Genomic DNA, 23,826 nt, shown 5'->3' on the forward strand with positions numbered 1-23,826 from the left:
ACCGGCCAGGTCCACAACCCGCCTTCCCCCACCCGCCAGCACGCGTGATCATGGCAGAAACCACCGTATTCGCATTCCCTGCGGCCGTTGTTATCCTGGCGTAACGTGCTGTGGCCAGTGCCGCACGTGATGGCTCTCAGGCAAGCGGGGGACGGCGGGAAGGGCCTACCGGGCCCGTGAAAGGCGCGCGCTGCAAGCAAGTTGCCCGTGCCCGCCCCCCGGCGGGTGATGCGACAGGAGGCACGCTGGTGCTCAAGCCGCGGGCATGGCACAAAAGCAGCTTCAGCGAAAACATCAACTGCCTGGAAATGGCGCTCACCGACACACAGGTGATGATCCGGGACTCCTTCCGCACCCCCGGCGCGATCCTCACCTTCACCCCGGCCCCCTGGCAGCACTTCATCACCCACCTCATCCGCCCGCCGGCCACCGAGACCCCCGCTCCCCGCCCCTGAACCGCACGGCGTGCGCTACGCCGCGCCGAGGACGTGTAGACGTGCTGAGTGATGGACGTCTGGACGGCCCGCCTGGGCCTTGGGGTCCAGGGGGGTCGTGACGGTCAGGCCGCGGGTGTTCCAGCGCTTGGCCCGCTCCTCCTGTGCGGTCTTGCCGAAGACGGGGCTCTGGAGGAAGACCTCGCCGACGTACTGGCACTGTTTTCTTTACGGCGTCGGCCTGTGCCTGGGTGATGTCGTGTAGCTCGGCCGTACGCTGCGGGAAGTGTCGCGGCGGCCGCTGGCGGCAGGGCGGCCTGCGCGAGCGTCAGGTCCTTGGCGCCCATGTTGAGGTAGCGCTCGGAAGCCGCCTCGACGTCGAAGGACTGCTCCCCGAACGGCACGATGTTTGCCGGGTTCACTCGTTGGCGGTGTTCCTCGTGCGCGCCCACCGCAGGCCAGCGATGGTGGAGGAGTCCGGACCCGGGATGTGTACCTGTATCTGTACGGCCACGCCTGGGCCCAAGTGTGCATGTGCGTGAATTCAGGAGGGAACCGAGTTGTCCAGAAAGTTCGCGGTTATCACGGCAGTCGTCCTCAGCGCTCTTTGCGGTAGTGCAGGAGTTGCCTCCGCCGACACGAACACAGTCATCAGCGGTGGAGACGGCTTTTCGTCATCCACGGTCACCGTCAACGCCCCTCAGCAGGCCCTGTTCCTCTCGAACGGTGAGCCCCTGATCGATCTCCACTGCTTCGGCGCCGGCGCGCCGAGCGACCACTACGCGGCTTGTGAGTAGACGCCGATCTGACGAATTCGTTGCCGATCACCGGATGCCCGAATCATCGGGCTGCCTTCCCTCACCACCAGCAGGCTGTGAGGACCCATCGGGCGGCGGATCCCACGGGGACAGAGCGTCTCCGGCGAGTTCCTGAAAGGCGCTGCGTAGAAGCTGGGCAGCGGCAGGGTGACCGGCGCCGATGGCCAGTTCGACGAGCCAGTCCGGGGCGGGCGGGTGTCGCCGCCGGCCCAGTTCCTATACGGCTTTCCTCTGCCGACGGTGTCGATCTTGTGGTCGATCCGCTGCAGTCATATGGCGTGGCGCACCCGGAGCCTGAGCAGTCGCTCCAGGTCAGGGTGAGATCGTCGAACACGGTCATCCAACCCGGGTTCGATCATTCCGTACTGAGCGAGTTCCGGGACCGTCTGGTCGCCGACCGGGCACCGCGGCGTCTGCTGGACCTGGTTCTGGACCGGTTGCAGATGCGGAAGTCGAAGGACATGCCCCCTCCCACGACCGCATCGAGTCCCCCTACGATGACGAGGCAGGGCGGCCCATCCTTTCGCGTGCCGACGTGGCTACGGCTGTCCCCGGCTCCGATCACCCGCAAGCCTCGATGAGAGTCAAGCCGAGTCGCGGACCACCAACTCCGTACGGAGGATGACGTGGTGGTACGCCACCGACGGCTCCTCCATGTCTTCCATGAGCAGTCGGATCATGGCCCGTCCCATCTCCTCCAAGGGCTGACGAACAGTGGTCAGCGGCGGCTCGGTGCGCTGAGCCAGGGGATAGTCGTCGAAGCCGATCACGGCGACGTCGTGCGGCACCCGCCGCCCTGCCGCACGCAGCGCTTGGAGGGCGCCGGCCGCCGTGGTGTCCGACGCGGCGAGGACGCCGTCGATCTCCGGGTGACGCGCGAGGAGTTCGGCCATCGCGCGGCGTCCGCTCTCCTCCGTGAAGTCGCTTTCAGCGATCCAGGACGGCGCGCTCTTCAGGCCGGCCGACGCCAGGGCGTCCTCGTAGCCGCGCAGGCGGCACTGCGTGACGTACATGTCACCTGGCCCCGTGATGGTGGCGATCGACGTGCGGCCCCGTGCCAGGAGGTGGGAGACGGCGCTACGGGCGCCGCCGACGTTGTCCGCGTCCACATAACTGACGTTCTCGTCGCCCGATCGGCGCCCCAGCATCACGGTCGGCACCCGGGCCTCGGCGAGCATGTCCGGCAGCCGATCGCCCGCATGCACGGACATCAGCAGCACTCCGTCGACCCGGCCGCCGCGCGCGTACTCCAGGAAGCGCTGCCGCTCGTCGTCCGAGCGGACCAGGGTCAGCATCAACTGCATCCCGGTGTCCGCCAGTGCGTCCCCGAGGGAGCGGACGATCTCCGAGAAGAACGGCTCCGCGAACATTTTCCAGTCGGGCTCTGCCAGAACGAGAGTGACGGCATCGGCTCGCCGCCCGGCCAGGGTCCGGGCCGCGAGATTGGGCACGTACCCGAGTTCGTCGATGGCTCGCTGCACGGCCCGGCGCGTCGAATCCCTGACACCGGCCGCGTTGTTGATGACCCGGGAGACTGTGCCCCGCCCCACCCCGGCGTGGGCGGCCACCTCTTCCAGCGTCGGCGCCCCAGGGCGTCGCTTGCCCATGACCACCTCCCCGACGAGATCACCGATCTTACGGCCCGGGAGGCGGGGCATACGACTACGGCACATGATCGCGTGGATTTGGCCCACGCTCATCAGCGTCCATGCGGGTGTTCTGCGGCAGCACGGAGGGCCCGTCCGCCTGGACACCGGAATGTCAGGCGGGCGGGCCGGGGGCTGCCGGGTGGAGCTCCGTGCGGCGCGCGACGGCAGGGGCTCGCGTCAGCCGCGTGAAGTTGGTAGCAACGTGGCAGGAGTCCTCATCCGGTCGTGCAGGGCGTGCCGTTGAGGCTGAAGGCGGCCGGTTTGGCGAAGCTGCCGTCGTAGGTGCCCTGGAACCCGAAGGAGACCTGGCCGCCCGCCGCGATCGACGCGTTGTACGACATGCCGCTCGCCGTCACCGCTCCCGACGAGGGAGAGACGTTGGCGCTCCACGAGCTCGTGATCCGCTGTCCCGTGGGGAGCGTGAACGCGAGCTTCCAGTTGTCGACCGCGGACGAACCCGAGTTGGCCACGGTGACGTCGGCGGTGAAGCCGCCCTGCCACACGTTCGTGCCGTAGGCCACCTTGCAGGCGGAAGAACCACCCGTGCCCCCGCCCGAACCGCCGGAGCCGCCACCGAGGTTCACGGTCGAGGAGAAAGACGTCACCGCCAGTCCAGCGCCGTTCTGCCATGGCTCGAAGCCGGCCTGAACGCTCGTCAGGTACCAGTTGTCCTGCGCCAGTCCGCGGGAGATGGCCTGCCGGGCGAAGTCCATGACATCGAAGCTGCCGCTGCCGATCGCCGAGGGGGCGACGAACGACAGGACGTCGTTCGTGCCGTTGTTGCCGGACCACACCTCCCACGAACGTCCGGCCACACTGGTGGTGCCGATCGGCGAGCCGACCGGCTGCACGCCACCCACACGGTTGAACCAGACCATGATCTCGGTGCGGTTCACACCATCGGTGCGCGGAGTCGGATCCAGCCAGATGTCGTAGGAGGCGTCATAGGCCGCACCGCTCACATAGCTGTAGGAGATGCTCGTGGGCGCGCTCGAGATGGAGCTGAGCCTGGCCGGGAGGTTGGTGCCCGGCGAGCAGTTGGTGTAATGACAGCCGTTGAACACGGACGGGTACGACTTCGGAGCACCGTTGGTCGGCACCGAGCCGTCGGCCTGGGCGATCCTGAAGCCGGAATCCGTGACGGTGATGCACTGGGTGGCGTTGGTGCCCCAGCGGTTGTTCTGGACGACGTAGCGGCCCTGAATCGTGGTCGAACCGAACTGCTCACAGATGGTCGTGTCGGCGTGCGACGGCGGAGCGGCGGAGAGGAGCGCCGTCAGCGCCAGCAGTGATGCGAGCAGTGCCCCCAGAAGGGCTCCCGCCCTGCCGTGGTGTTTCGAGAGTTGCATGGGGATTCCTCCGCGCGGGTGTGAGGGGAGTAACCGGAGCGCCCCAAACGAATTTGGGAGCGCTCCCAATCGATGCGCTCGCAGGAGCGGATAGATGATCATGTTTCTGACAAGGGGCCGGGCGGTCCTGGGGGGGCCGAGGACCGCCCGGCCAGGTGACCTCGTCATCCTGGGACGGGGTCGCGCACGCGGGCTTCAGCGGGGGGTCATTCAAGGAGCTCCGCGTACGAGCCCATGGCCAGGGCGATGTCCGCCTGGGCCCAGAACCGGTGGTAGGTGAACACGGGCGCGGCTCCGCCCGCGAGGTAGGCCTGGATCTTCGACCAGGCGGGGTCGTTCTTGTAGAAGGACCGCAGCGATGCGAACGTGGACGAGGAGTTGATCGCGTCGCCGTTCGGCATCTTGCCGCTCCAGCCGCTCGGCACGTACACGCTGTCGTTGAACCGGCTGTAGTCGGTGCGGGTCTCGGGGACGGCGATGCCCAGGCTGTCCTGGTAGTTGTTCCACATGCCGTCCAGCAGCGCCTTCGCCGTCGACTTGGCTGTCGTGTCACCGGACTTGGCGCCGTAGTACGTCAGGACCTTGGCGTACGCGGCGGCCACACCGACGTCGTTCGTGTAATCGGCGACGGTGACGTGCAGCCCGCTGTTGGAGCCGGGGTTCGCGGCGTTCCACGTGTCCGGCTGACCGGACCAGTGGAGGGTCGACGGGATCTGGTACGTGCCGTCCGGGTTGATCGTGGTCTTGGACAGCGCCCACTTCACCCACTTGTCGAGGACCGCCTTGGCCTGTGCGTTCCCCGTCTGCTGGTAGAGCTCGGCGACCCGCTCCATCGACCACGCCTGGAAGCCGAACCACTGGTTGGACGGCGGGTCGTGGTAGACGGGCTGCTCGTCGTAGTACATGCCGTAGAAGGTCGACGTCCCGGCCGGCGGGGTGGCGTAGCGGCCCGCCCAGCTGTTGGTTGCGCCGCCCGCGATGGCGCCCTCGGACGACTGGAGCCACCGGTAGAACTCCAGTTGCCGGTCCAGCGACTTGTTCCAGTCCGCGGCCCCGGTCGCCGACTTCGGCTTCAGGTCGGTGTAGGAGCCGAGCGCATAGGCGGCCAGTGGGTTCTGGTAGCCGCTGTGAGCGTAGCTGGAGCCGATGCGCCAGGCCCAGCCGCCGCTCGTGTCGTTCGAGCCGCCCCAGGCGTAGTACCAGGACAGCAAGTAGTGCGAGGCGTCCCTGCCGGTGCCGGCCGGGCAGGTGGACGGACCGACGCAGTTGCCGATCTTCTTGAAGTACTTGTCGTACATGGCGTAGCGCAGGTAGTCGCCCATCTTCGCGGCCTTGCCGACGGTCGCGGAGACGTCCGCGCCCTTGCCCTGCTGCTTGGCCCACACGTCGGCCCAGTACGCGGCCTGCACCGCGCGCGCGTCGGCGTCCGGGGCGTCGGTGAACTTCCACTGCTTGGCATAGGACGAGTCGCCGGTGAACAGGTCCAGATACCCGTTCGTGCCGCCGTACTTGAAGGCGTCGCAGGTCGGCTGCGGCACCGTCTCCCACACCGACTCCTGCGGCCCGCGCTGGAAGGTGTTGATGTACGACGGGCCCTTCGCCGTCGGACCGCCCTCGCAGGTCCCGCCCGGCGTGTTGCCGTAGCCGTAGACGTTGTCGACGTCCTCCAGCCAGTGCATGCCGTAGACGTCGTCGGTGTTGTACGTCGACTTCAGTTCACCGGCAAGCGGGTCCGAACCCACCGGCACGGACTGGTCCAGCTTCGTCGGATACTCGTTCGGCGTGTCCGCCTCCGGCGCGTAGGTGGCGGGCTTGGAGGCGTTGTAGAACGAGTTGGTCGGCTGGTCGGCGTGGGTGGGGATCATGTACTTCTCCATGAGTGCCCACGCGCCGTTGAACTTGGACCAGTCACCGGTGACCTTGCCGTACATCGCCTGCAGCCACAGCAGGTAGCTGTAGGCCTCCGAGGTGGTCTCGTGGCCGTGGTCCGGCGCCTCGACGATCAGCGTCTCGACCGAGTGGTAGGGAACGCCCTCGGGGGAGAAGTAGCCGTTCGCCGGGTTGGTGATCTTGCCGTACAGGTCCAGGAAGCGGGCGTCGTACGCCTTCGTACCGCCGATCTGCGTCACGGTGACCGTCGCCTTGGACAACCCGGCGGCCGTCGACTCGAAGGTCGCCGCGCCGGTGCCGGAGCTGTCGGCGGTGATGGTCACCTTCTGCGGAGTGTTCCAGTTCGAAGGGGTGATGGTGAGCGAGGCGCCGCCGGTAACCGACAGCCCCGAATTACCGCTCACCCGTGCCGTGTTGACGGTGACGTTCGAGGACGGCTGGGTCGACAGCTTCACCTCGTACGTACCCGTCTTGCCCTGTTGCACGGCCAGCTGGGTCGTCGAGGCCACCACGGCGGGACCCGAGGCGACCGTGATGCCGACCGGCGTGGACTCCGCGGACGCGCCCAGGCTGTCGTACGCCTTCGCCACCAGGGAATGACTGCCCACGGTCAAGCTGGAGGCTGAGAGTGAGTACGGCGCCGTGGTGTCCGTGCCCAGCAGCTTGGTGTCGTCGTAGAACTCGACCTTGCTGATCGTCGCGTTGTCGGCCGCCGCCGCGGTCGCCGCGAGCGGGACCGGGTCACCCTGGGTGTAGACCGCGCCCGCGGCGGGGCTGGTCAGCACGGTGACCGGCGGTTGGTGGGCACCCGCGCAGGTGGTGCCGTTGATCGCGAAACCGGTGGGAGCGGTGTTGGTGCCGCTGTAGCTGAACTGCGCTCCCGTGGAAACGGCGGCGCCCGCGGCGATCGTGCCGTTGTAGCCGGCGTCCTTCACGGTGATCGACTGGCCGGACTGCGACCAGGTGCCGTTCCAGCCGTTGCTCAGCTTCTGGTTGCCCGAGTAGCTGTACGTCAGGGTCCAGCCGTCGATCGCGGCGGTACCGCGGTTGGTGATGGTCAGGTCGGCGGTGAAGCCGGAGCCCCAGTCGTTGGTCTTGTAGTCGACGCTGCACTGAACGGCCGCTGCCTGCGCGGGAGTTGCGCTGGTGGCAAGCATCGACAGGGGCAGGGCGAACGCCGCCGCCACGGCGGTCCACATGCGCCGTACGGCTCTGCGTTTACGTCCGGGATCCATGTGCTGGTTCCTCCTTGATCACGCGGCTCGTGGGGAGAGGTCAAGACTTGAAACCAGTGGGAGCGCTCCCATGGTGGAGACGGATGGGGGCTCGGTCAAGCCGTTGAGGAGTTGAAAGTTCAAAGCGGCACGTCGGACCGAAATATTTCGCAGGACCCTATGAAACCCGGGCTGTTGGCGTTACCTTCGTCCGCACCAGTGGGAGCGGTTCCATTCAGTCGACGCGTCCGTAACAGCGCGCCAAGCTGCAAGGAGTCGCTCATGCGACACCCCCCGCGTTCATTACTTTTAGCCGTCGCCGGCGCGTTCGCCCTTGTCGGGGCCATGACGCTTCCGGTGGTGACGGCGCAGGGAGCACAGCCCGCCTGCTTGGTGGAGTACTCGGTCGCCAGCCAGTGGGACAACGGCTTCCAGTGCGCCGTGAAGAGCACCAATGGCCCGGCTGCGCTGAGCAGTTGGGTGCTCACCTTCAACTTCGCAGGCGGTCAGAAGGTCACCCAGGGCTGGAACGCCAAGTGGTCCAAGTCCGGCACGACCGTGACCGCCGGCAACGAGAGCTGGAACGGCTCCCTCGACTCCGGGGTGAGTGTCAGTGCAGGCTTCGTCGGCTCCTGGTCGGGCAGCAATGCCGCCGGCACCGCGCCCGCGCTGCACGTGTTGGGCAGCAAGCTCGTGGGCGCCGACGGCACAACGCGTCGGCTGCTCGGCGTGAACCGCTCCGGCGGCGAGTTCATGTGCATACAGGGCCGCGGCATGTGGGACGGGCCAATGGGTGACGCGGCGATCAATGCGATCGCCGACTGGAAGGCGGACGCGATCCGCATCCCGCTCAACGAGGAATGCTGGCTGGGACTTTCCACCATCAAGCCCGAGGACGGCGGCGCCAACTACATCAACGCCGTCAAGGACGTGGTTGCTCGCGCAGAGGCGCACGGCCTGACTCCGATCCTCGACCTGCACTGGACGTCCGGTCACACCGGTAACTCGGCCGGCTGCTCGGACATGCACGCGGGCTGTCAGAAGCCCATGCCGTCCTTCGCCTCATGAAGTGGTTCGACGACCACAACCTGTCCTACCTCGGCTGGACCTGGAACACCTGGGACTGCTCCTCCGGGCCCTCACTGATCTCCGCCTACGACGGCACACCCACCGCGTACGGCGTCGGGTTGCGTGATCACCTGCGCGCCCTCCATCCGTAACTCCCCACAGGAAGAAGGAAACCCGCACTCATGAGTCACACCAGGACATCGCTGCTCGCAGCCCTGGCGCTGGTCGCCGGATTGTCGGGGACGGGCCTCGTCGTCGGCCAGGCCGGCGCTGCCACCTCGGCCATCCCCTGCACCGTCGACTACAAGATCCAGAGCCAGTGGGACACCGGTTTCACCGCCGCCGTGACCATCACCAACAATGCCGCCGCCAAGTCGGGTTGGTCGCTGAAGTGGTCGTACGCCGGAAACCAGAAGGTCACCAACGGCTGGAACGCGAAGATCAGCCAGAACGGTGCCGACGTCACCGCCGCCAACGAGAGCTACAACGGCACCCTTGCGAGTGGCGGCTCGGTCAGCTTCGGCTTCAACGGGTCCTACAGCGGCACCAACAGCGTGCCCGCCACGTTCACGCTCGACGGCGTCACCTGCAACGCCGACAGCGGGGGCGGCACGGACGGAGGTAGCGGAGGCGGCACCGGCGGAGGCACTGGAGGCGGCGGTGGTGGTGGAGACACCGGTAACCGCGTCGACAACCCCTACACCGGCGCCAAGGTCTACGTGAACCCCGAGTGGTCCGCGAAGGCCGCCGCCGAACCGGGCGGCAGCCGGGTCGCCGACCAGCCCACCGCCGTCTGGCTCGACAGGATCGCCGCCATCAACGGCGTGGGCGGCGGCATGAGCCTGCGCGCCCACCTCGACGAGGCGCTGAAGCAGAAGGGCTCCGGCGACCTGGTCGTCCAGCTGGTCATCTACGATCTGCCCGGCCGTGACTGCGCCGCCCTCGCCTCCAACGGCGAACTCGGCCCGAACGACCTCGACAAGTACAAGTCCCAGTACATCGACCCCATCGCGTCGATCCTCTCCGACTCGAAGTACGCGGGGCTGCGGATCGCCGCGGTCATCGAGCCCGACTCGCTGCCCAACCTGGTCACCAACGCCGGCGGTACCAACACCACCACCGACGCCTGCGTGACCATGAAGAGCACCGGCAACTACGAGAAGGGCGTCTCCTACGCTCTGGACAAGCTCGGCGCCATCCCCAACGTCTACAACTACATCGACGCCGGTCACCACGGCTGGCTCGGCTGGGACTCCAACCTCGGCCCCGCCGTCCAGGAGTTCGCCAAGGTCGCCACCAGCAACGGCGCGAGCGTCAACGACGTCGCCGGATTCATCGTCAACACCGCCAACTACAGCCCGGTCAAGGAGCCGAACTTCAAGGTCACCGACACGGTGAACGGTCAGACGGTGCGGCAGTCGAAGTGGGTGGACTGGAACCAGTACGTGGACGAGCAGTCCTTCGCCCAGGCGATGCGCGACAAGCTCGTCGCGGCCGGTTTCAACTCCGGCATCGGCATGCTGATCGACACCTCCCGCAACGGCTGGGGCGGCTCCGCCCGTCCCACCGGCCCCGGCCCGCAGACCTCCGTCGACGACTACGTCAACGGCGGCCGCATCGACCGGCGCATCCACGCCGGCAACTGGTGCAACCAGAGCGGCGCAGGCCTCGGCCAGCGGCCCACCGCGGCTCCCGCCGCCGGGATCGACGCCTACGTCTGGGTCAAGCCGCCGGGTGAGTCGGACGGGGCCAGCTCCGCCGTCCCCAACGACGAGGGCAAGGGCTTCGACCGGATGTGCGACCCGACGTACGGTGGCAACGCCCGCAACGGCAACAACCCCACGGGCGCCCTGCCCAACGCACCGCTCGCCGGACACTGGTTCTCGGCCCAGTTCCAGCAGCTGATGCAGAACGCCTACCCGCCGCTGTCGTGATCCGCTGACGCGGTGACCCCGCCGGGGTCCCGGCCACTTCAGGCCGTGGCCCCGGCGATTCGCGCGTTCCGGAGTAAGCACTGGTGGTCAGGCGCCGCGCTTCTGGAAGTGCTGGTTGGTGCCGGTGCCGCAGGGCCATTGGATGAGGCGGGCGCCGTTGGCGGTGGAGGCGTCCTTCACGTCCAGGCATTTGCCGCTGTGCCGGGCGACGAGGTGGTAGTAGCCGTTGCCCTGATCCTGGAAGAGCCACTGCTGGTTGGTGCCGGTGGTGCAGTGGTACTGGTTGACGTAGGCGCCGTCCGCGGTGGAGGCGTTGGCGACGTCCAGGCACTTGCCGCTGTGTTCGGCGATGACCTGGACGTAGCCGCCGCCTGCGTCGCTGAGCCGCCACTGCTGGTTGAGGCCGCCGTTGCAGTCGTACTGCACGACGATGGCGCTGTCAGCGGCGGAGTTGTCCGCGACGTCGACGCACCTGCCGCTCTGCCGGGCGACGAGGTTGTAGTAGGGGCCGCCGCCAACGCCGGTGACCGTTCCGGCCGCCGTGTCGATGGCGATCTGCGGGTACCACGGCAGGTCCATGGTCGTCCTGGTGGGGAAGGCCAGCGGCAGCCAGACGTACTGCGAGTCGTTGACCGTGCCGCCCGTCGAGTTGCCCCAGCGGTCGCCCATGAACAGGTAGGAGGTGCCTGAGGTGCCCTGGATGGGGAGGACGTAGGCGGTCTGGGAGCCGTAGGCGGTGTCGTTGCCTACGTCCGTCATGGCGGTCCAGGGGCCGGCGAGGCTGGTGGCGGTGGCGTACCTCTGCTGGTTGGGCTTCCAGCCGCTGTTGGCGGAGGTGAGTATGAAGTAGACGCCGCCCCGCTTGAACAGTGCCGGTGCCTCGCGGTAGGTGCCGGGCCACGGGTTGGCGACCACGCTGGTGACCCCGGTGTAGTCGTCGGTGAGCCTGAAGATGTCGAGGTCGGCGTTCTCGTTGGCGGAGGAGACCAGGTAGGCCGTGCCGTCGTCGTCCTTGTACAGGGTCATGTCCCGTGAGGTGATGCCGAGTGGACGGAAGCTGCCCAGGTAGGTGTAGTTGCCGTCGATCGTGTCCGAGACCGCGACGGCGACGCGGGCCTGGGTGTAGTCGGTGGCCAATTCCTTGTGCATCCACATGACGTACTTGCCGGTGGCGCTGTTGTAGATGACCTTGGGCCGCTCGATGTTCGCGGAGGCCAGCTCGGCGGCGCTGCTCCGCGTGAGGACGTTGTTGCGGAACTCCCAGGTCTTCAGGTCCGTCGACCGGTAGACCGACACGTACTTGAAGGAGTTGTCCGAGTTGCGGTTCTCGCCGAACCAGTAGTAGTACGAGCCGACCTTGATGACGCCACCGCCGTGGGCGTGGACCACGGCTCCGGCGGTGTCGGTGAACTGGGTCGCGTTGGTCACGGTGATGGAAGCGGCCTGCGCGGCCGCGCCGGTGGCCAGCAGCCCGGACGCGCACACGAGTACGGCGGACAGCAGCAAGCAAGCACGACGGAGCATGGGGATTCCTTCGTCGAATGCCGGCGAGAAGGCGGGGCCGGCGCCGGGTTCGGCTCCTCGGAGGTGGCGGCTCGTCCACCCGGAGACTTGGATAAATGTCAGAAGCTGTGCGTTTCTGCTGAAGCACGGTAGGGCTCGGCGGGGGCCTCGTCAACGTTTCGGGCCGATCCGGCTCGAACCTCCACATGGGCAGCCTGTTGGAATACATCCCATGTCTAGTAGGGCGGTCGAGCTGGGCGCCAAGGTTTTTGCGGGAAACTGCGTCACGCCACTAGACAGTAGTGGTGCGTCTGGTCGTTAATCCATCCAATGTATGTGGGCGGATCGGGACGGATACCGGGACGCTCAAGGGCTCGCGGACCCCACCTGCCGACCCACGCTGCTGCCTGGTCAAGGTCGTCCAACCCGCACTCGTTTTGACAACCAAACAGGAGGAATCACGGTGCCGGAATCCATCTCACGCAGATCGGTGCTCGCCGGCATGGCGGCCATGACGGCGGCCGCCGCGGTCGGGTCCGTCGCGGTGGCGACGCCCGCGTACGCCGCCACGGCCGATCCCCTGCCGCTCCCGCCCCTGCGCATCCCCAAGACCGACATGGGCCTCGAGCAGCAGCCCGACTCCAAGATCCAGTGGCTGCAGGACGCCAAGCTGGGCATGTTCATCCACTGGGGTGTGTACTCGGGCCCGGCCAAGGGTGAGTGGTGGATGCACAACGCCCCCATCACCCCTTCCGACTACCGCAAATATGTCACCGACGCCACCAGTGAGCAGTTCACCGCGGACGCCTACGACCCCACCGCGTGGGCCCAGCTGGCCAAGGACTTCGGCGCGAAGTACGTGACACTGACGACCCGTCACCACGACGGTTTCGCCCTGTGGCCGCTGAACCACCCCAACGCCTGGAGCTCCGGGCAGGCCCCGCTGAACCGTGACTTCGTCAAGGACTACGTGGCGGCGGTGCGGGCGGCCGGACTGAAGGTGGGCCTGTACTACTCACCGATCAACTGGCGCTATCCCGGCTACTACGACGTCACCGGCACCAACTGCGCGGCCAACCCCTGGAACTACACCACCGACCCCGCGCACAAGGAGAACGCGCGGATCATGAAGACCGAGGTGTACGAGTCGGTCAAGGAGCTGGTCACCCAGTACGGCGTCATCGACGACCTGTGGTGGGACGGCGGCTGGCTGGCGGAGAAGGGCAGTGACGCCGACGCGGCGTTCTTCTGGGAGCCCGGCCAGTACCGCGACACCGCCAACCAGTGGCCGGTGGACGCCGCCTACGGCGAGACCGACACCAGTGGCAAGCCTCTGGGGCTGATGGGCATGGTCCGCAAGCACCAGCCCGACATCGTCGCGAACCTGCGGTCCGGCTGGATGGGCGACTACATCAACGACGAGGGCTCCGGGGTACCCACCGGGGCGATACGCACCGGCAACCTGGTCGAGAAGGTCTTCACCGTCGGCAGCTCCTGGGGCTACAACTCCGACAACAAGGTGATGAGTTACGGCACCGCGATGAACATCCTGGTCAACTGCTGGGTGCGCAACATGACCGCGATGGTCAACGTCGGCCCTGACCGGCACGGCACCGTCTCCTCCGGCCAGGCGAACCTGCTGCGCCAGATCGGCACGTTCATGACCGCCTGCGGCCAGTCCGTCTACGGAACCCGCGGTGGCCCGTGGAACCCGGTCGACGGCCAGTACGGCTTCACCTACAAGGACAGCACCTTCTACATCCACCTCCTGCCCGGCTACAGCGGCACCTCCTTCACCACTCCGCCGATCGGCGACGCCCAGGTCACCCGCGTCTTCGACGTACGTTCCGGCGCCAACCTGTCGTACTCGGTCGCCGGCGACGGCCGGGTCACCATCACAGGCATCGACCGCACCACCCACCCCCAGGACAGTGTCGTAGGCGTCACCTTGGACCGGTCCGTGCAGCCGGCCGACATCGCCGTCGGCAAGACCGCCACCGCCGACAGCGAGGAGACCTCCAAGGGCAACACAGCGGCCAAGGCCGTCGACGGGTCCACCTCCACCCGCTGGTGCGCGAACAACGGCAGCACCGGTCACTGGCTGAAGGTCGACCTCGGCTCCACCCGCTCCCTCACCGGCACCCGCATCGCCTGGGAGCTGGACAACACCAACTACCAGTACAAGATCGAGGGTTCGGCCGACAACACCACCTGGACCCTCCTCGCCGACCGCACCACCACGACCAGCACCAGCCAGGTCCAGGTCGCCCAGTTCCGGGCGCAGGCACGCTACGTGCGCGTCACCGTCACCGGGCTGCCGACCGGCGTGTGGGCCTCCCTCCGCAACCTGGAGGTCTACGACCGTCCCTTCGCCGCGGACCTGGGCATCTTCAAGCTGGTCAACCGCAACAGCGGCAAGGTGATGGACGTCAAGGACGCCTCGACCGGCGACGGCGCCAACATCATCCAGTACCCCTGGGGCGGCACCAGCAGCACCAACCAGCAGTGGAAACTGCTGCCGAACGCGGACGGCTCCTACCGGCTGGTCAGCGTCAAGAGCGGCAAGGTCCTCGAAAGTCCCGACGGCTCCACCCAGGGCGCGGTCCTCGACCAGTCGACCGACGACGGCGGCGACAACCAGTGGTGGAACCTGGTCCCCTCCAAGACCAGCGGCTACTACCGGCTCGTCAACGTCCGCACCGGCTGGTGCGCCGACGTCAAGGACGCCTCGACCCTCGACGCCGCCTACGTGATCCAGTGGCCAACCACCGACGGCTCCAACCAGGACTGGCAGCTCGTCGCCCTCTGAGTGGACGGGCCGTGGTGCCGGGCCACACGGGCGGCCCCGCACCACGCCCGCACCACCTCCATCGCTTCCATCCCTCCCTCGACCCACAAAGGATCAGCGCCATGGGGATTCACGACCTGCCCCCGACCGAAGACGGCTCCTGACCGCCGCGACCGGGGCATCCTGCTCGACATCAAGGACGGCTCGACGGCCGACGGCGCCCCCGCCATCATCTGGCTGTGGAACACCGGCACCAACCAGCATTGGCGGTTCCTGCCCAACGGCGACGGATCCCCGGCCAGGCACTCGACCAGTCGACGGACACCACCGGAGCACACCAGTGGCGGAGGCTGGTCCCCGCCACGAGCGGCTACCACCGCTGTCAACGCCACCCAAACACCGGCAGCAATCAGGAGCGGCAGATCGTCCCAGTGTGAGTGGCAGAGACAGGGCCTCTTGTTGTACTTGAGGACCAGAGTGAAATGAGGTGAACCCACGAAAGATTGACGGGAGTTCCGGAGATCGAGTACGTTCCGCTCACTTCGTCGCGGCTGACGCGGGCGAAGTGAGGCGACCGGTCTGTTCGCGCATACGGCCAGGGATTCCCGGCATGCGCCTGCCGTTCGCACTGTGCCACCTCCCACACCCTCATGTCAGTAAGGGCTCACCTTGTCGCGCTTGCACCGTCTCAGAACTCTGCCCGCACTCGCCGTAACCGCTTTCACCGCCACCGTGGCGCTGCCGGTGCTCGGAGCCGGCGTGGCAAGCGCCACGGAATCAGAGGGATGCCAGTCCGCCACCGTGCAGTACCGCATCGTCGGTGCCGACGGGAACGTCGTCGGCGCCGACTGGACCTCGCAGGGCGGGCTCTACCTCTGGAAGACCGCCCCCGGAACGGTCGAGGTCCGACTCGCTGCCGGCCAGACGGTCGGGGACGGCTGTAAGTACCCCGTGTCCCTCGCCGAATACACCACCGAGGGGCCGGACTGGTACTCCTCCGGCCGCCAGACGCTGGCCGACAAGGCCACGGTCTACCTCACCTCCGCCGATGTCGCGGGCAAGGACGACTCCGGGCGGACCTGGCAGAAGCTGAGCGTGAAGACCCCCGACTGCTATGGCCAGATCGATCTTTACGGCGACGACGTCACGTACGACGGCGGCACGGGTGAGGGGCACGGCCCCGCGCCGTACGAGCCCGACGGCGTCGTCACGCCGTACCACCTGATAGCGGCGTGGAACGGCGGCGAGAAGCCGTGCACCCCGAAGACGCCGGAGTCGCCCACCCCGACCCCGTCGGAGCCGACGGCGAGCACTCCCGCCACCCCCACGACGCCCGCGGACAACCCGCCCCCCACGGGGGAGTCGACCCCGCCGACCACCCACAAGCCCCCGACGAAGCCGCCCACGACCCCGGACGTTCCCCCGCTGGAGTCGACGCCGCCCACCACCCCGAAGCCGACGCCCAGTGACAGCACGCCGCCCCTGGCGGAGACCGGCTCCAGCACACCGGTCGGCCCCATCGTGGGCGGTGCGGCCCTGGTGATCGCCGTCGGAGCCGCCGCCGTGTTCGCGACGCGCCGCACCCGTCGCTCATGACGAGAGCGCCACAGATCGCTCCCTGCTGCTGAACGGGACCGCCGCCGCAGCGGAAGACCCGCGGACCGTCTCCTGAGACCCTGCGTGTCGGCCGACGGGGGGCAGAGCCAGCCCACTGGTTCTGCCCCCCGACAGCCATGGATGGCCGCTTCGGTACCCGGCTGATGGCTCTCAGCAGGCCTCGGCCGGCTACGACTTGGCTCTGACCAGCCCGGTGTCGTACGCCGTGAGCACGGCCTGGATGCGGTCGTGGGCGCCGATCTTGGCGAGTACGCGACCCACGTGCTTCTTGACGGTGGACTCGGTCAGGACGAGACGCTCGGCGATCTCGGCGTTGGCCGGATGGTTCGTCGACTGTGTCGGCAACGTGGTGTGCGGAGCCCGTGGTGATGGTGTCCGCCTTCACGGTCCACCGTGGACCGTTGTATCCGGGGGCGATGCGCCTTCGACGCTAGGCACGAGAGCCCGACCCCTCACCGGCGCGGCGGCGCACGGCGGAAGACCCCGCCTGCTCCGGCGCATCCCCGCCCGCCGCCAGACCCTCACGCGGCGTGAACGGCCCCGGTTCCTCCTCCGCCAGCCAGCCCCGCTCGACCAGCCGTTTCAGCTTCGACCGAAAGCCTTCCGCCTTGCTCTTGTCCGTCGACAAACCCAGCGCGGCACAAAGGTGATGCGCCTGCATCGGATGCACCGCGTCCTGGATGACCTCGACGATGTCCCGGTACCACCCGGCAGTACCCCCATGGCCAGCTCGGGTGTCCACTGCGGCACCAGCCGCACCCGCGATCCCGCCGGCAACCGGTGCTCCTCCATCCCAGCCTCGTCGGCGTCCGCCTCAGGCCCGGCAACCGAGACCGTCTCCTCGCCGGACAAGATCTTGGTCATGGTCTCCTGGGTGATCTGCAGCCGGGACAACACCTCTTCCCGCTCAGCGAGACGCCTGGTCAACTCCTCAATCTGGTCCCGCAGTTCGGCGATCTCCTCCCGCGCGGCAACCTCCCGCCGATCGAGTGCCTCCAGCCATGACACCATCGCCGCCTCCAAGACCACGTCCTGGGACACGACGATCCGCCGTCCGACCACGAACGGCAACGGCGCACGGCATCACCAGCTCACTGCAGAAGAGCCGCACCCAAACCAATTGGCCTTCGCGGTGGGGTCGGACAGGATGTCGGGCGTGATCCTGAAGTACCCCTGCGTGTGTTGCGGCTGTCTGACCATGGACGAGCCGCCGGGCTCGTATGAGATTTGTCCAGTGTGTTTCTGGGAGGACGACGCTGTCCAGCTTCGCTGGCCGGACTACTCGGGCGGAGCGAATCGGCCTTCGCTGATCGAGGCACAAGAGAACTACCAGGCTTTCGGAGCTTGCGAGGAGCGGTCCGTGGAGCACGTCCGTCCGCCCGAGGACGACGAACCGATGGACCCGAGCTGGCGCCCCATCGATCCCGAGCGTGACCGCTTCGAGCCCAGAGGGATTGAGCTGGCAACGTGGCCCAGCGATCGCACTGTCCTTTACTGGTGGCGCTGTCGGAACACGGGTTTCTGGCGTCTCGGCGACGGATGATGCCGTCCCCCGCCCGTAGCCAACCTGCCTGAGTGGCTGGCCGCATACGGACTCCACCCGCAGGCCTCCCATCGCTGGGTCAGGACAGGTTCGCCGTAGTGGCGATCCAGCGTAGGCGCTCGTCGGTGGCGTGGGCTGCGGACGTATCAGCCCAGATGTCGGGCGAAGAACCGCAGTGAGTCGTCCGTCTCGGACGGCGGCAGGTCTCCGTGCTGGCCGGGATTGGCGTGCAGTGTCTTCTCGGCTGAAGCGAGGGCATCGAACAGCGCCAGGCTCTGCGCGCGGGGCATCAGCTGATCGTCCCACTGGAGCAGAAATTGCACTGGCACGGTGATCTGCGCGGCGGTCCCGGCCAGCACGGGCGCCCCTTGCAGGCCCAGCACCGCGGCGCGGACTCGAGGTTCTGCGGCTACGAACGGGATACCGAACGCGCAGCCCAGTGACATGCCCCAGTAGCCCACCGGTCCGCCGCCGATATGGTCGAGTTGATGGAGGGCGGTCAAGACCGCCTGCCATTCCGCGACAGCCTGCCCGACTATGAGCGTGTACATGGCTATGTCCTGTGCGGCCGTGTCCTCTCCGGCGGCCATCCGCGCCCGGTACTCGTTCGCGATGCGGTCGAACTCCTCGTCCGTCGGCCGTTCGCCGTGGTTGGGGACATCGATCGCGGCGACCGCGAATCCGCCCTCGGCGGCGAAGCGATGCGCACGGGCCAGGATGCCAGGGGCCTTCTTGTGTTGCCCGCCGCCGTGTCCCATCAGGATCAGGGGGCGAGTGCCGCGGGCGTCTTCCGGCGTCCACAGCACGCCAGGGATCTCGTCGAGGGTGAAGAGATGTTCGGTCACACCGCCCAACGATGCCTTGGAGATGAAGCGCATGGCGTTCAGGCCTTTCGAAACCTTTTGTAGGCGTTCGTCGGACCAGCCGAGGGAGGGAGCCCGCCCCAATCTGTCACAGCGTTGACCCAGCCTTGATGTTGGTCCTCACTGGTTCGGCGTCGGGGTCTCTTGCGGCGCCGTGATGGTGGCCGTGGCGTCGGCTGTGATGGGGGGCTCCTGGCCGGGCTGCCGTGCGCCGACGTATGCGAGGGCGAGCGTGGCGATGATGGCCAGGGCGACCACGGCGGCTCCGGAGAGAAGGAAGGCGTTCTCGACTCCGGCGTGGGTGACGGCAGTTGAGGCCACAAGGGGGGAGATCGCCAGGGCTCCTGCCACTCCGGCCTCCCACAGGCCGAGGGCCTTGGCCAGATGGTGGCTTGGTATGCGCTGCTGGACCAGTGCGATCAAGGGGATGTCGGTGAGCGCCGAGACCAGCCCGGTGGCGGTGAGGAGGACCGCCGCCACAGCATGGGAGGTGACCATTCCGAGGGGCGCCCGGAAGATTCCGAGCAGGGCCCAGGCCAGCACCGCGGCCAGTGCGAGTCTGCGGATGCGCAGGCCGGTCAGGAGCAGGGCACCCGCCACTTCGGCGACCCCTGCGACGCCGAGCAGCAGGCCGTACTGGCCGCCCTGTCCCGCGACCGTGACCAAAGCGACGGTCAGGAAACCGTTGGTCAGGGCGAGGGCGAGCACGAAGGCCACGATGACTACGAGGACGTCGGGAGCGGCGCGCACGGCCTGGAGCCCGGCGCGGAGATCGGACCACAGTCCGGTCTGATTGCTGGTCGGGGCGGGGCGGCTCACGCGGATGGCGGCCACCGTGGCCGCCGAGCCCAGGAAGGTCAGCCCGTTGACCACCAGTGCCGATTGCAGCGAGCCGAAGGCCAGCAACGGTGCGAGCGCGAGGGGGCCGATGAAGAAAGCGGCCCGGAAGGCGACTTGCAGGAGTCCGCCTGCCTGCTGGAGGCGGCCGTCCGGCACGATCTGCGTGACGATCGCGTTGCGGGCCGGGGCGAACGGGGCGCCGATCAGTGCCAGCAGCGCCGTGGTCGCCACGAGCAGGGGCAGGTTCAGCAGGTCGAGGGAGAGCAGGACCGAAGCCACGGCCACCACGGCGACCCGGGCCAGGTCGGTGGCGATCATCAGTTTCCGGCGGTCGTGGCGGTCGGCGTACGAGGCGACGACGAAGGTGGCCACGAACGCGGGCGCGAACGCGGAGACGCTGACCACGGCGACGGCGGTGGGGTCCTTCGTCAGCGACCAGGAAAGCCAGGCGGTCGCGGCGGTGTACAGGCCGTCGCCGAAGCGGGAGATGCCTTGGCCGGCGAAGAGAAGCAGGAAGTTGCGGTCCTTGAGCAGTGACATGCGGCCACTTTCGGATCCCGTCCGGCGCCTGATCCACTTATTAGGCAGATGGCTAATCAGTCGGGCTCAGCCGCCTCGCCGTCGCCGTGCAGGAAGTTTTCCAGGCTGGGGGTCAGGCCCGCCACCTGTCCGGGCGCCAGCCGGTACAAAACGTAATAGCCCTCGCGGCGGCGCTCCAGCAGGCCCGCGTCCGCCAGCACCCGCAGGTGCTTGGACAGGGCGGCCTCGCTGACGCCGACAAGCGGGGCCAACTCCTGAGTGCTGCGCGGTCGTTCGGCGAGCAGCCTGAGGGCGCGCAGCCGGGTGTCGTCGGCGAGCGCGCGCAACGTCCCGACGAGCTGGGTGGGCGGAATCCTCGGCCGGGCCTCCCGGACGATCGAGGAGAGGGGGAAGACGAGCCCGAGGGGCCACGGGCCGTCGCAGTTGACGCGTACGTGCGGCCACACATAGGCGCTGGGGGCGAGCACGAGGGTGTCGTCCGGGCCGATGGCGACCTCGTGGTCGTGCGGCCGCTCGAGCCAGAAGCGTTCGGCCTGCCGATCGCTGCGCACCTCCGGCCACAGGCCGCGGAGCATCCCGTACAGGCCCCGCTGCTCGATCTGGTGTCCGGCCTCGCTGACGCCGGCGGCGAGCTCGGGTTCGAGCCGTGCCCATTCCTCCTCGAACGCCTCCCGCCAGTAGCGCTCCAGCATGCTCAAAAACCGTTCGAGCAGTGCGCGGGGGTCGTCGAGGAGCATCGCGGCCATCGCTTCGTCACTTTCCCGTGCGGCTCGCTCCCGCAACAGGGCGCGTACCTCCGGTTCGTCCAGCACGCGCGGATCCCTGCCCTCGCCGCCGCCCGGCCAGGGAGTGAGCAGGGGGACGGCGAACTCCAGGCGGACCAGTCCCGGGTCCGCCCCGCGCAAGGCGGCCAGTTCGTCTTCGAAGTCCGCCAGTCGGCCGGTCGGCTCGGGGAAGAGGAACTCGGGGAAGTAGGAGCGCACCGCGTAGGAGAACGCCTCGATCTCCCGCTTCAGCGCCGGGGACAGCTTGCGCATCGCCCGCACCCAGCCGTGCTGGACGGGGTGGTGCTTGGGCTCCACCAGCACATGGAGACTCAAGACGGCTTCCATAGTCGGCGAGTAGGCGAACGCCACCCGCTCCGCACCATCGGCAGGGACCCGGAACACGATCGTCATGACCCGTCATCCTGGCCGCACGGCGGCCACGACAGGAGCCGCGGCGCGCCACGGGACCGCCTTTCCCCGGGTACGAACAGTCCGCCCCTGCTCCGAACCCCGACGCCCCCGGCCAGAAGGGCGGGCGCTGGCGGTGGACTCGAGAAGTCTCTTCGGGAGGCGTGGCAACCAGGCATTCGGGACGCTTCCGCTGCAAAGGTCCTGCGAGGGATCGTGAGAGCCCCTGCCACAGTGGATGAAGGACGAGGAGCGCTGCGGCCCCGAGAAAATCCCCACGTTCAGCGGCGGTCTCCAGATCCACTACCGCCACCGATGGTACGAGATCGCCACCCGGACGCAGGAGGAAGCCGAGGACTCCCCGTCCGTCTCCGCAGCGATTCCGCTCACGCTGGACCCGCGCAGCAGCACCACCCTCCACTTCCGGCTCTCCGGTTCACGGCCTTCGCCCGCGCTTCGAGGATGCCGTCGGCTACACCGTCGAGGTCAACCTGCTTGCCACCAAGGACGTCCGAGGCCACCAGCTCCGATTCAACGTCACCCCGGACTCGACAACCGGCCCGACGTCGAGCTCCGCATCCCCCTCGTGAGACGGGACAACGGCGCAAGATTCTTCTGGCGATCAACGAGCGGCTCGCTGCACCGCCCACCATGGACGTCGTTCTCACCGCTGCCGGAACCGACCTCGTCCGACTCGGCGGGCATTTCCCGCCAGGCACCATCCCGCTCCGACTCCCCGACGCACCAGCCAATTCCAGCGCCTCTGCCGGAACTTGAATCTGCTGCAGAGCTCGGGTGAACACGCCATCCAGGGGGTAGCGGCGGGCCGGAGGCGCCCAACCCCCTCCCTGGCCGGGCGGTCTTCTAGGAATTGGCGACGGCGGAGTGGCCTGGGCAGGGCAGGGGAAGCTGGAGGGTGGCTTGAGTGCTGCCGTGCTCGGTGTGTGTGGTCAATGCGCCTTCGAGCGTGGTGATGCGGTCGGTCAGGTCGGCGAGACTGGGCATTTCGCCGATCACCGTGACGGATGTGATGAGTTGTCGGTTGCGTTCGTCGATACCGACCGTTGTCGTCCTGTTCTCGCTCATCCGCGCCACCATCAGGTACACTGTGGATTCCAGGACGTCGGGGTAGCGCGCGCTGGGGGCGTCTTGGATGCGGAGGTCTCGGGTGTGGCCCAGGGCTTCGAGGGCGACGGCAAGGCCGGCTTCCTTGAGCAGGACCGGGTAGAGCCCGCGCGCCACCCCTCTGAGGTCGGAGATGGCCTGCTCGAGTTCGGCCTCCGCGTGATCCAGGTGGGGCGCCGGGGTCGTGGTGCGGATCCGCAGCAGGCGCAGGCCCAGGGCCAGCCCTACGAGGCGTTGCTGGGCGCCGTCGTGCAGGTCGCGCTCCAGGCGGCGGCGCTCCTCGTCGCCGGCGGTGATGATGCGGGCGCCGGAAGCGCGCAGGTCGGCCAGCTGGGCCTGGCTTTCGGCGTGGAGACGTTCGTGTTCCAGGGCCATGTGGATGCCGGACACAAGCTCGTCGACCGCAACCGGGTCGTCCAGCAGTCCGGGACGGTGGATGAGGATGGCGAGGGGTGCGTCGCTGAGGCGGAGCGTGGTGGTGGCTCTGCCGGGCTGCGGGGGCCACGCGATCGGGCTGCCCGATGCGTCGATGTGGCGGTGGTCGACGCCGACCGGGTAGGCGATCTGGAGGTCCGGGTCGTCGAGACGCTCGGCGATCGCATCACGCAGCCTGCCCGGGGTGGCCGCGGCGCCTATGTCGATGACCACGCGGGTAAGCTCGCGTCGTCTCAGCCGAATGCGGAACAGGTCCGCGAGCGCAGCCGCCGCCAGCAGGGACAGCGCCCCCGCCTGCATCAGCCACAGTTGGCCGTCCCGCGCGTCGAAGCCGAGGAAGCCCCGGTCCAGGCTGCGGACGTAGGAGACGGCCGCAGCGGTGACGTAGCCGAGGGTGCACAGCGTGGGCAGGCCTGTGGAGCGCCGGGCGGCCGGGCTCGAGGTGAGCAGGCGCCAGGCGAGGAAGGCGATGAGCGTCGACAGCCAGACCGTGCCCGCCTGTACGCCCAGTGATGCGATGCTCTGCGCGCTTGCCGGGGCGTCGGCGAGCGCCCACCAGTTGCGCGGGCACTGCGGGCAACCGTGCGCCTGAGGCCGGAAGTAGGCGGCCGCGCCGACTCCTTGGACGCCCACGGTGATCGCGTAGCCGCCCACCACAAGCACCCGGGCGGGCCAGGAACCGAGGCGGCCGCCGGGGTAGGCCAGGGCGAGGTGTCCCACGACCGCCGGGCAGGCCGCGTTGAAGGCGAGCCCGAGGGAGAACGCGACCGACGACGTCGTCCCCGGGTTGTCCCACTCCGGCAGGAACCAGGCGTATGCCGCGATGAACAGCAGGATTCCTGCCCGTCTGCCGGACGGTCGCGAGCCGAGAGCGAACGCGACGATCAGGAGAGTCCAGCCGGCGCCCAGCAGGGCGATCAGGCCGTGCGGCGTGGTGAACGCCATCGAGAAGCCCCGCTCCGCCCGGGCGATCAGCACGGTGAGCAGACTGAGCGCGGCTCCCACGCCGAGGAGCAGCAGGCGTATCGGCATCGGCATGTC

The 23,826-nt window shown here is 68.1% G+C and carries 15 protein-coding genes and 2 pseudogenes; 7 read left to right on the forward strand and 10 right to left on the reverse strand.

Annotated features, from left to right (window positions below):
- Nucleotides 1-248 precede the first annotated feature (248 nt).
- The gene (locus ABT254_RS34535; RefSeq protein WP_351479056.1) at nt 249-455 is read left to right on the forward strand and encodes a DUF397 domain-containing protein; all 207 of its coding nucleotides are present in this window, start codon (nt 249-251) and stop codon (nt 453-455) included.
- Between the two features lie 1,381 nt (nt 456-1,836).
- On the opposite strand, the gene ABT254_RS34540 is transcribed toward ABT254_RS34535, so the two are convergent.
- From ABT254_RS34540 to ABT254_RS34550, 3 genes are all read right to left on the reverse strand, one after another.
- Nucleotides 1,837-2,859: a LacI family DNA-binding transcriptional regulator gene (locus ABT254_RS34540; protein WP_351479059.1), complete on the reverse strand. Its 1,023-nt coding sequence runs from the start codon at nt 2,857-2,859 to the stop codon at nt 1,837-1,839.
- Nucleotides 2,860-3,116: 257 nt separating this feature from the next.
- Nucleotides 3,117-4,250 carry a glycoside hydrolase family 12 protein gene (locus ABT254_RS34545; protein ID WP_351479061.1) on the reverse strand — a complete coding sequence of 378 codons (1,134 nt, stop codon included), beginning with the start codon at nt 4,248-4,250 and terminating at the stop codon, nt 3,117-3,119.
- A gap of 206 nt (nt 4,251-4,456) precedes the next feature.
- A complete protein-coding gene (locus tag ABT254_RS34550) occupies nt 4,457-7,375 on the reverse strand; it encodes a glycoside hydrolase family 48 protein (RefSeq protein WP_351479064.1) in 2,919 nt (972 codons plus the stop codon).
- 324 nt (nt 7,376-7,699) lie between these two features.
- Here ABT254_RS34550 and ABT254_RS34555 point away from each other — a divergent pair.
- Nucleotides 7,700-8,574, forward strand: a pseudogene (locus tag ABT254_RS34555) (cellulose binding domain-containing protein).
- Nucleotides 8,575-8,604: 30 nt separating this feature from the next.
- Complete coding sequence (locus ABT254_RS34560; RefSeq protein WP_351479067.1) at nt 8,605-10,356, forward strand: glycoside hydrolase family 6 protein; 1,752 nt, start codon at nt 8,605-8,607, stop codon at nt 10,354-10,356.
- Nucleotides 10,357-10,443: 87 nt separating this feature from the next.
- Here the strand turns inward: ABT254_RS34560 and ABT254_RS34565 are convergent, their stop codons facing one another.
- A complete protein-coding gene (locus ABT254_RS34565) occupies nt 10,444-11,880 on the reverse strand; it encodes an RICIN domain-containing protein (protein ID WP_351479070.1) in 1,437 nt (478 codons plus the stop codon).
- A 442-nt stretch (nt 11,881-12,322) separates the two neighbouring features.
- On the opposite strand from ABT254_RS34565, the gene ABT254_RS34570 reads away from it, so the two are divergent.
- The 3 genes from ABT254_RS34570 (at nt 12,323) to ABT254_RS34580 (ending at nt 16,243) form a co-directional block, all read left to right on the forward strand.
- Complete coding sequence (locus tag ABT254_RS34570; protein ID WP_351479073.1) at nt 12,323-14,668, forward strand: alpha-L-fucosidase; 2,346 nt, start codon at nt 12,323-12,325, stop codon at nt 14,666-14,668.
- Nucleotides 14,669-15,133 (forward strand): RICIN domain-containing protein, encoded by a 465-nt coding sequence (locus ABT254_RS34575; protein ID WP_351479076.1) that lies wholly within the window; start codon nt 14,669-14,671, stop codon nt 15,131-15,133.
- Between the two features lie 192 nt (nt 15,134-15,325).
- Nucleotides 15,326-16,243, forward strand: a complete 918-nt coding sequence (locus ABT254_RS34580) for an LAETG motif-containing sortase-dependent surface protein (protein WP_351479078.1) — start codon at nt 15,326-15,328, stop codon at nt 16,241-16,243.
- Nucleotides 16,244-16,432: 189 nt separating this feature from the next.
- Here the strand turns inward: ABT254_RS34580 and ABT254_RS34585 are convergent.
- Both ABT254_RS34585 and ABT254_RS34590 read right to left on the reverse strand, forming a co-directional pair.
- A pseudogene (locus ABT254_RS34585) lies at nt 16,433-16,579 on the reverse strand (response regulator transcription factor); the annotation flags it as partial.
- A gap of 115 nt (nt 16,580-16,694) precedes the next feature.
- Nucleotides 16,695-17,006, reverse strand: a complete 312-nt coding sequence (locus ABT254_RS34590; protein ID WP_351479081.1) for a hypothetical protein — start codon at nt 17,004-17,006, stop codon at nt 16,695-16,697.
- A gap of 120 nt (nt 17,007-17,126) precedes the next feature.
- Between ABT254_RS34590 and ABT254_RS34595 the strand changes: the two genes are divergently transcribed.
- Complete coding sequence (locus tag ABT254_RS34595; protein ID WP_351479084.1) at nt 17,127-17,807, forward strand: CPCC family cysteine-rich protein; 681 nt, start codon at nt 17,127-17,129, stop codon at nt 17,805-17,807.
- A gap of 146 nt (nt 17,808-17,953) precedes the next feature.
- On the opposite strand, the gene ABT254_RS34600 is transcribed toward ABT254_RS34595, so the two are convergent.
- The 4 genes from ABT254_RS34600 to ABT254_RS34615 form a co-directional block, all read right to left on the reverse strand.
- Nucleotides 17,954-18,685, reverse strand: a complete 732-nt coding sequence (locus ABT254_RS34600) for a dienelactone hydrolase family protein (RefSeq protein ID WP_351479086.1) — start codon at nt 18,683-18,685, stop codon at nt 17,954-17,956.
- Nucleotides 18,686-18,790: 105 nt separating this feature from the next.
- Entirely contained in the window at nt 18,791-20,050 is a 1,260-nt protein-coding gene (locus tag ABT254_RS34605; protein WP_351479089.1) for an MFS transporter, read from the reverse strand.
- A gap of 56 nt (nt 20,051-20,106) precedes the next feature.
- Entirely contained in the window at nt 20,107-21,228 is a 1,122-nt protein-coding gene (locus tag ABT254_RS34610) for an ArsR/SmtB family transcription factor (protein WP_351479092.1), read from the reverse strand.
- Between the two features lie 861 nt (nt 21,229-22,089).
- The gene (locus ABT254_RS34615) at nt 22,090-23,817 is read right to left on the reverse strand and encodes a histidine kinase (RefSeq protein WP_351479095.1); all 1,728 of its coding nucleotides are present in this window, start codon (nt 23,815-23,817) and stop codon (nt 22,090-22,092) included.
- Between the last annotated feature and the right edge of the window lie 9 nt (nt 23,818-23,826).

Origin of the sequence: Streptomyces sp. NPDC001137, from assembly GCF_040298885.1 — a bacterium.
Lineage (GTDB): Bacteria > Actinomycetota > Actinomycetes > Streptomycetales > Streptomycetaceae > Streptomyces.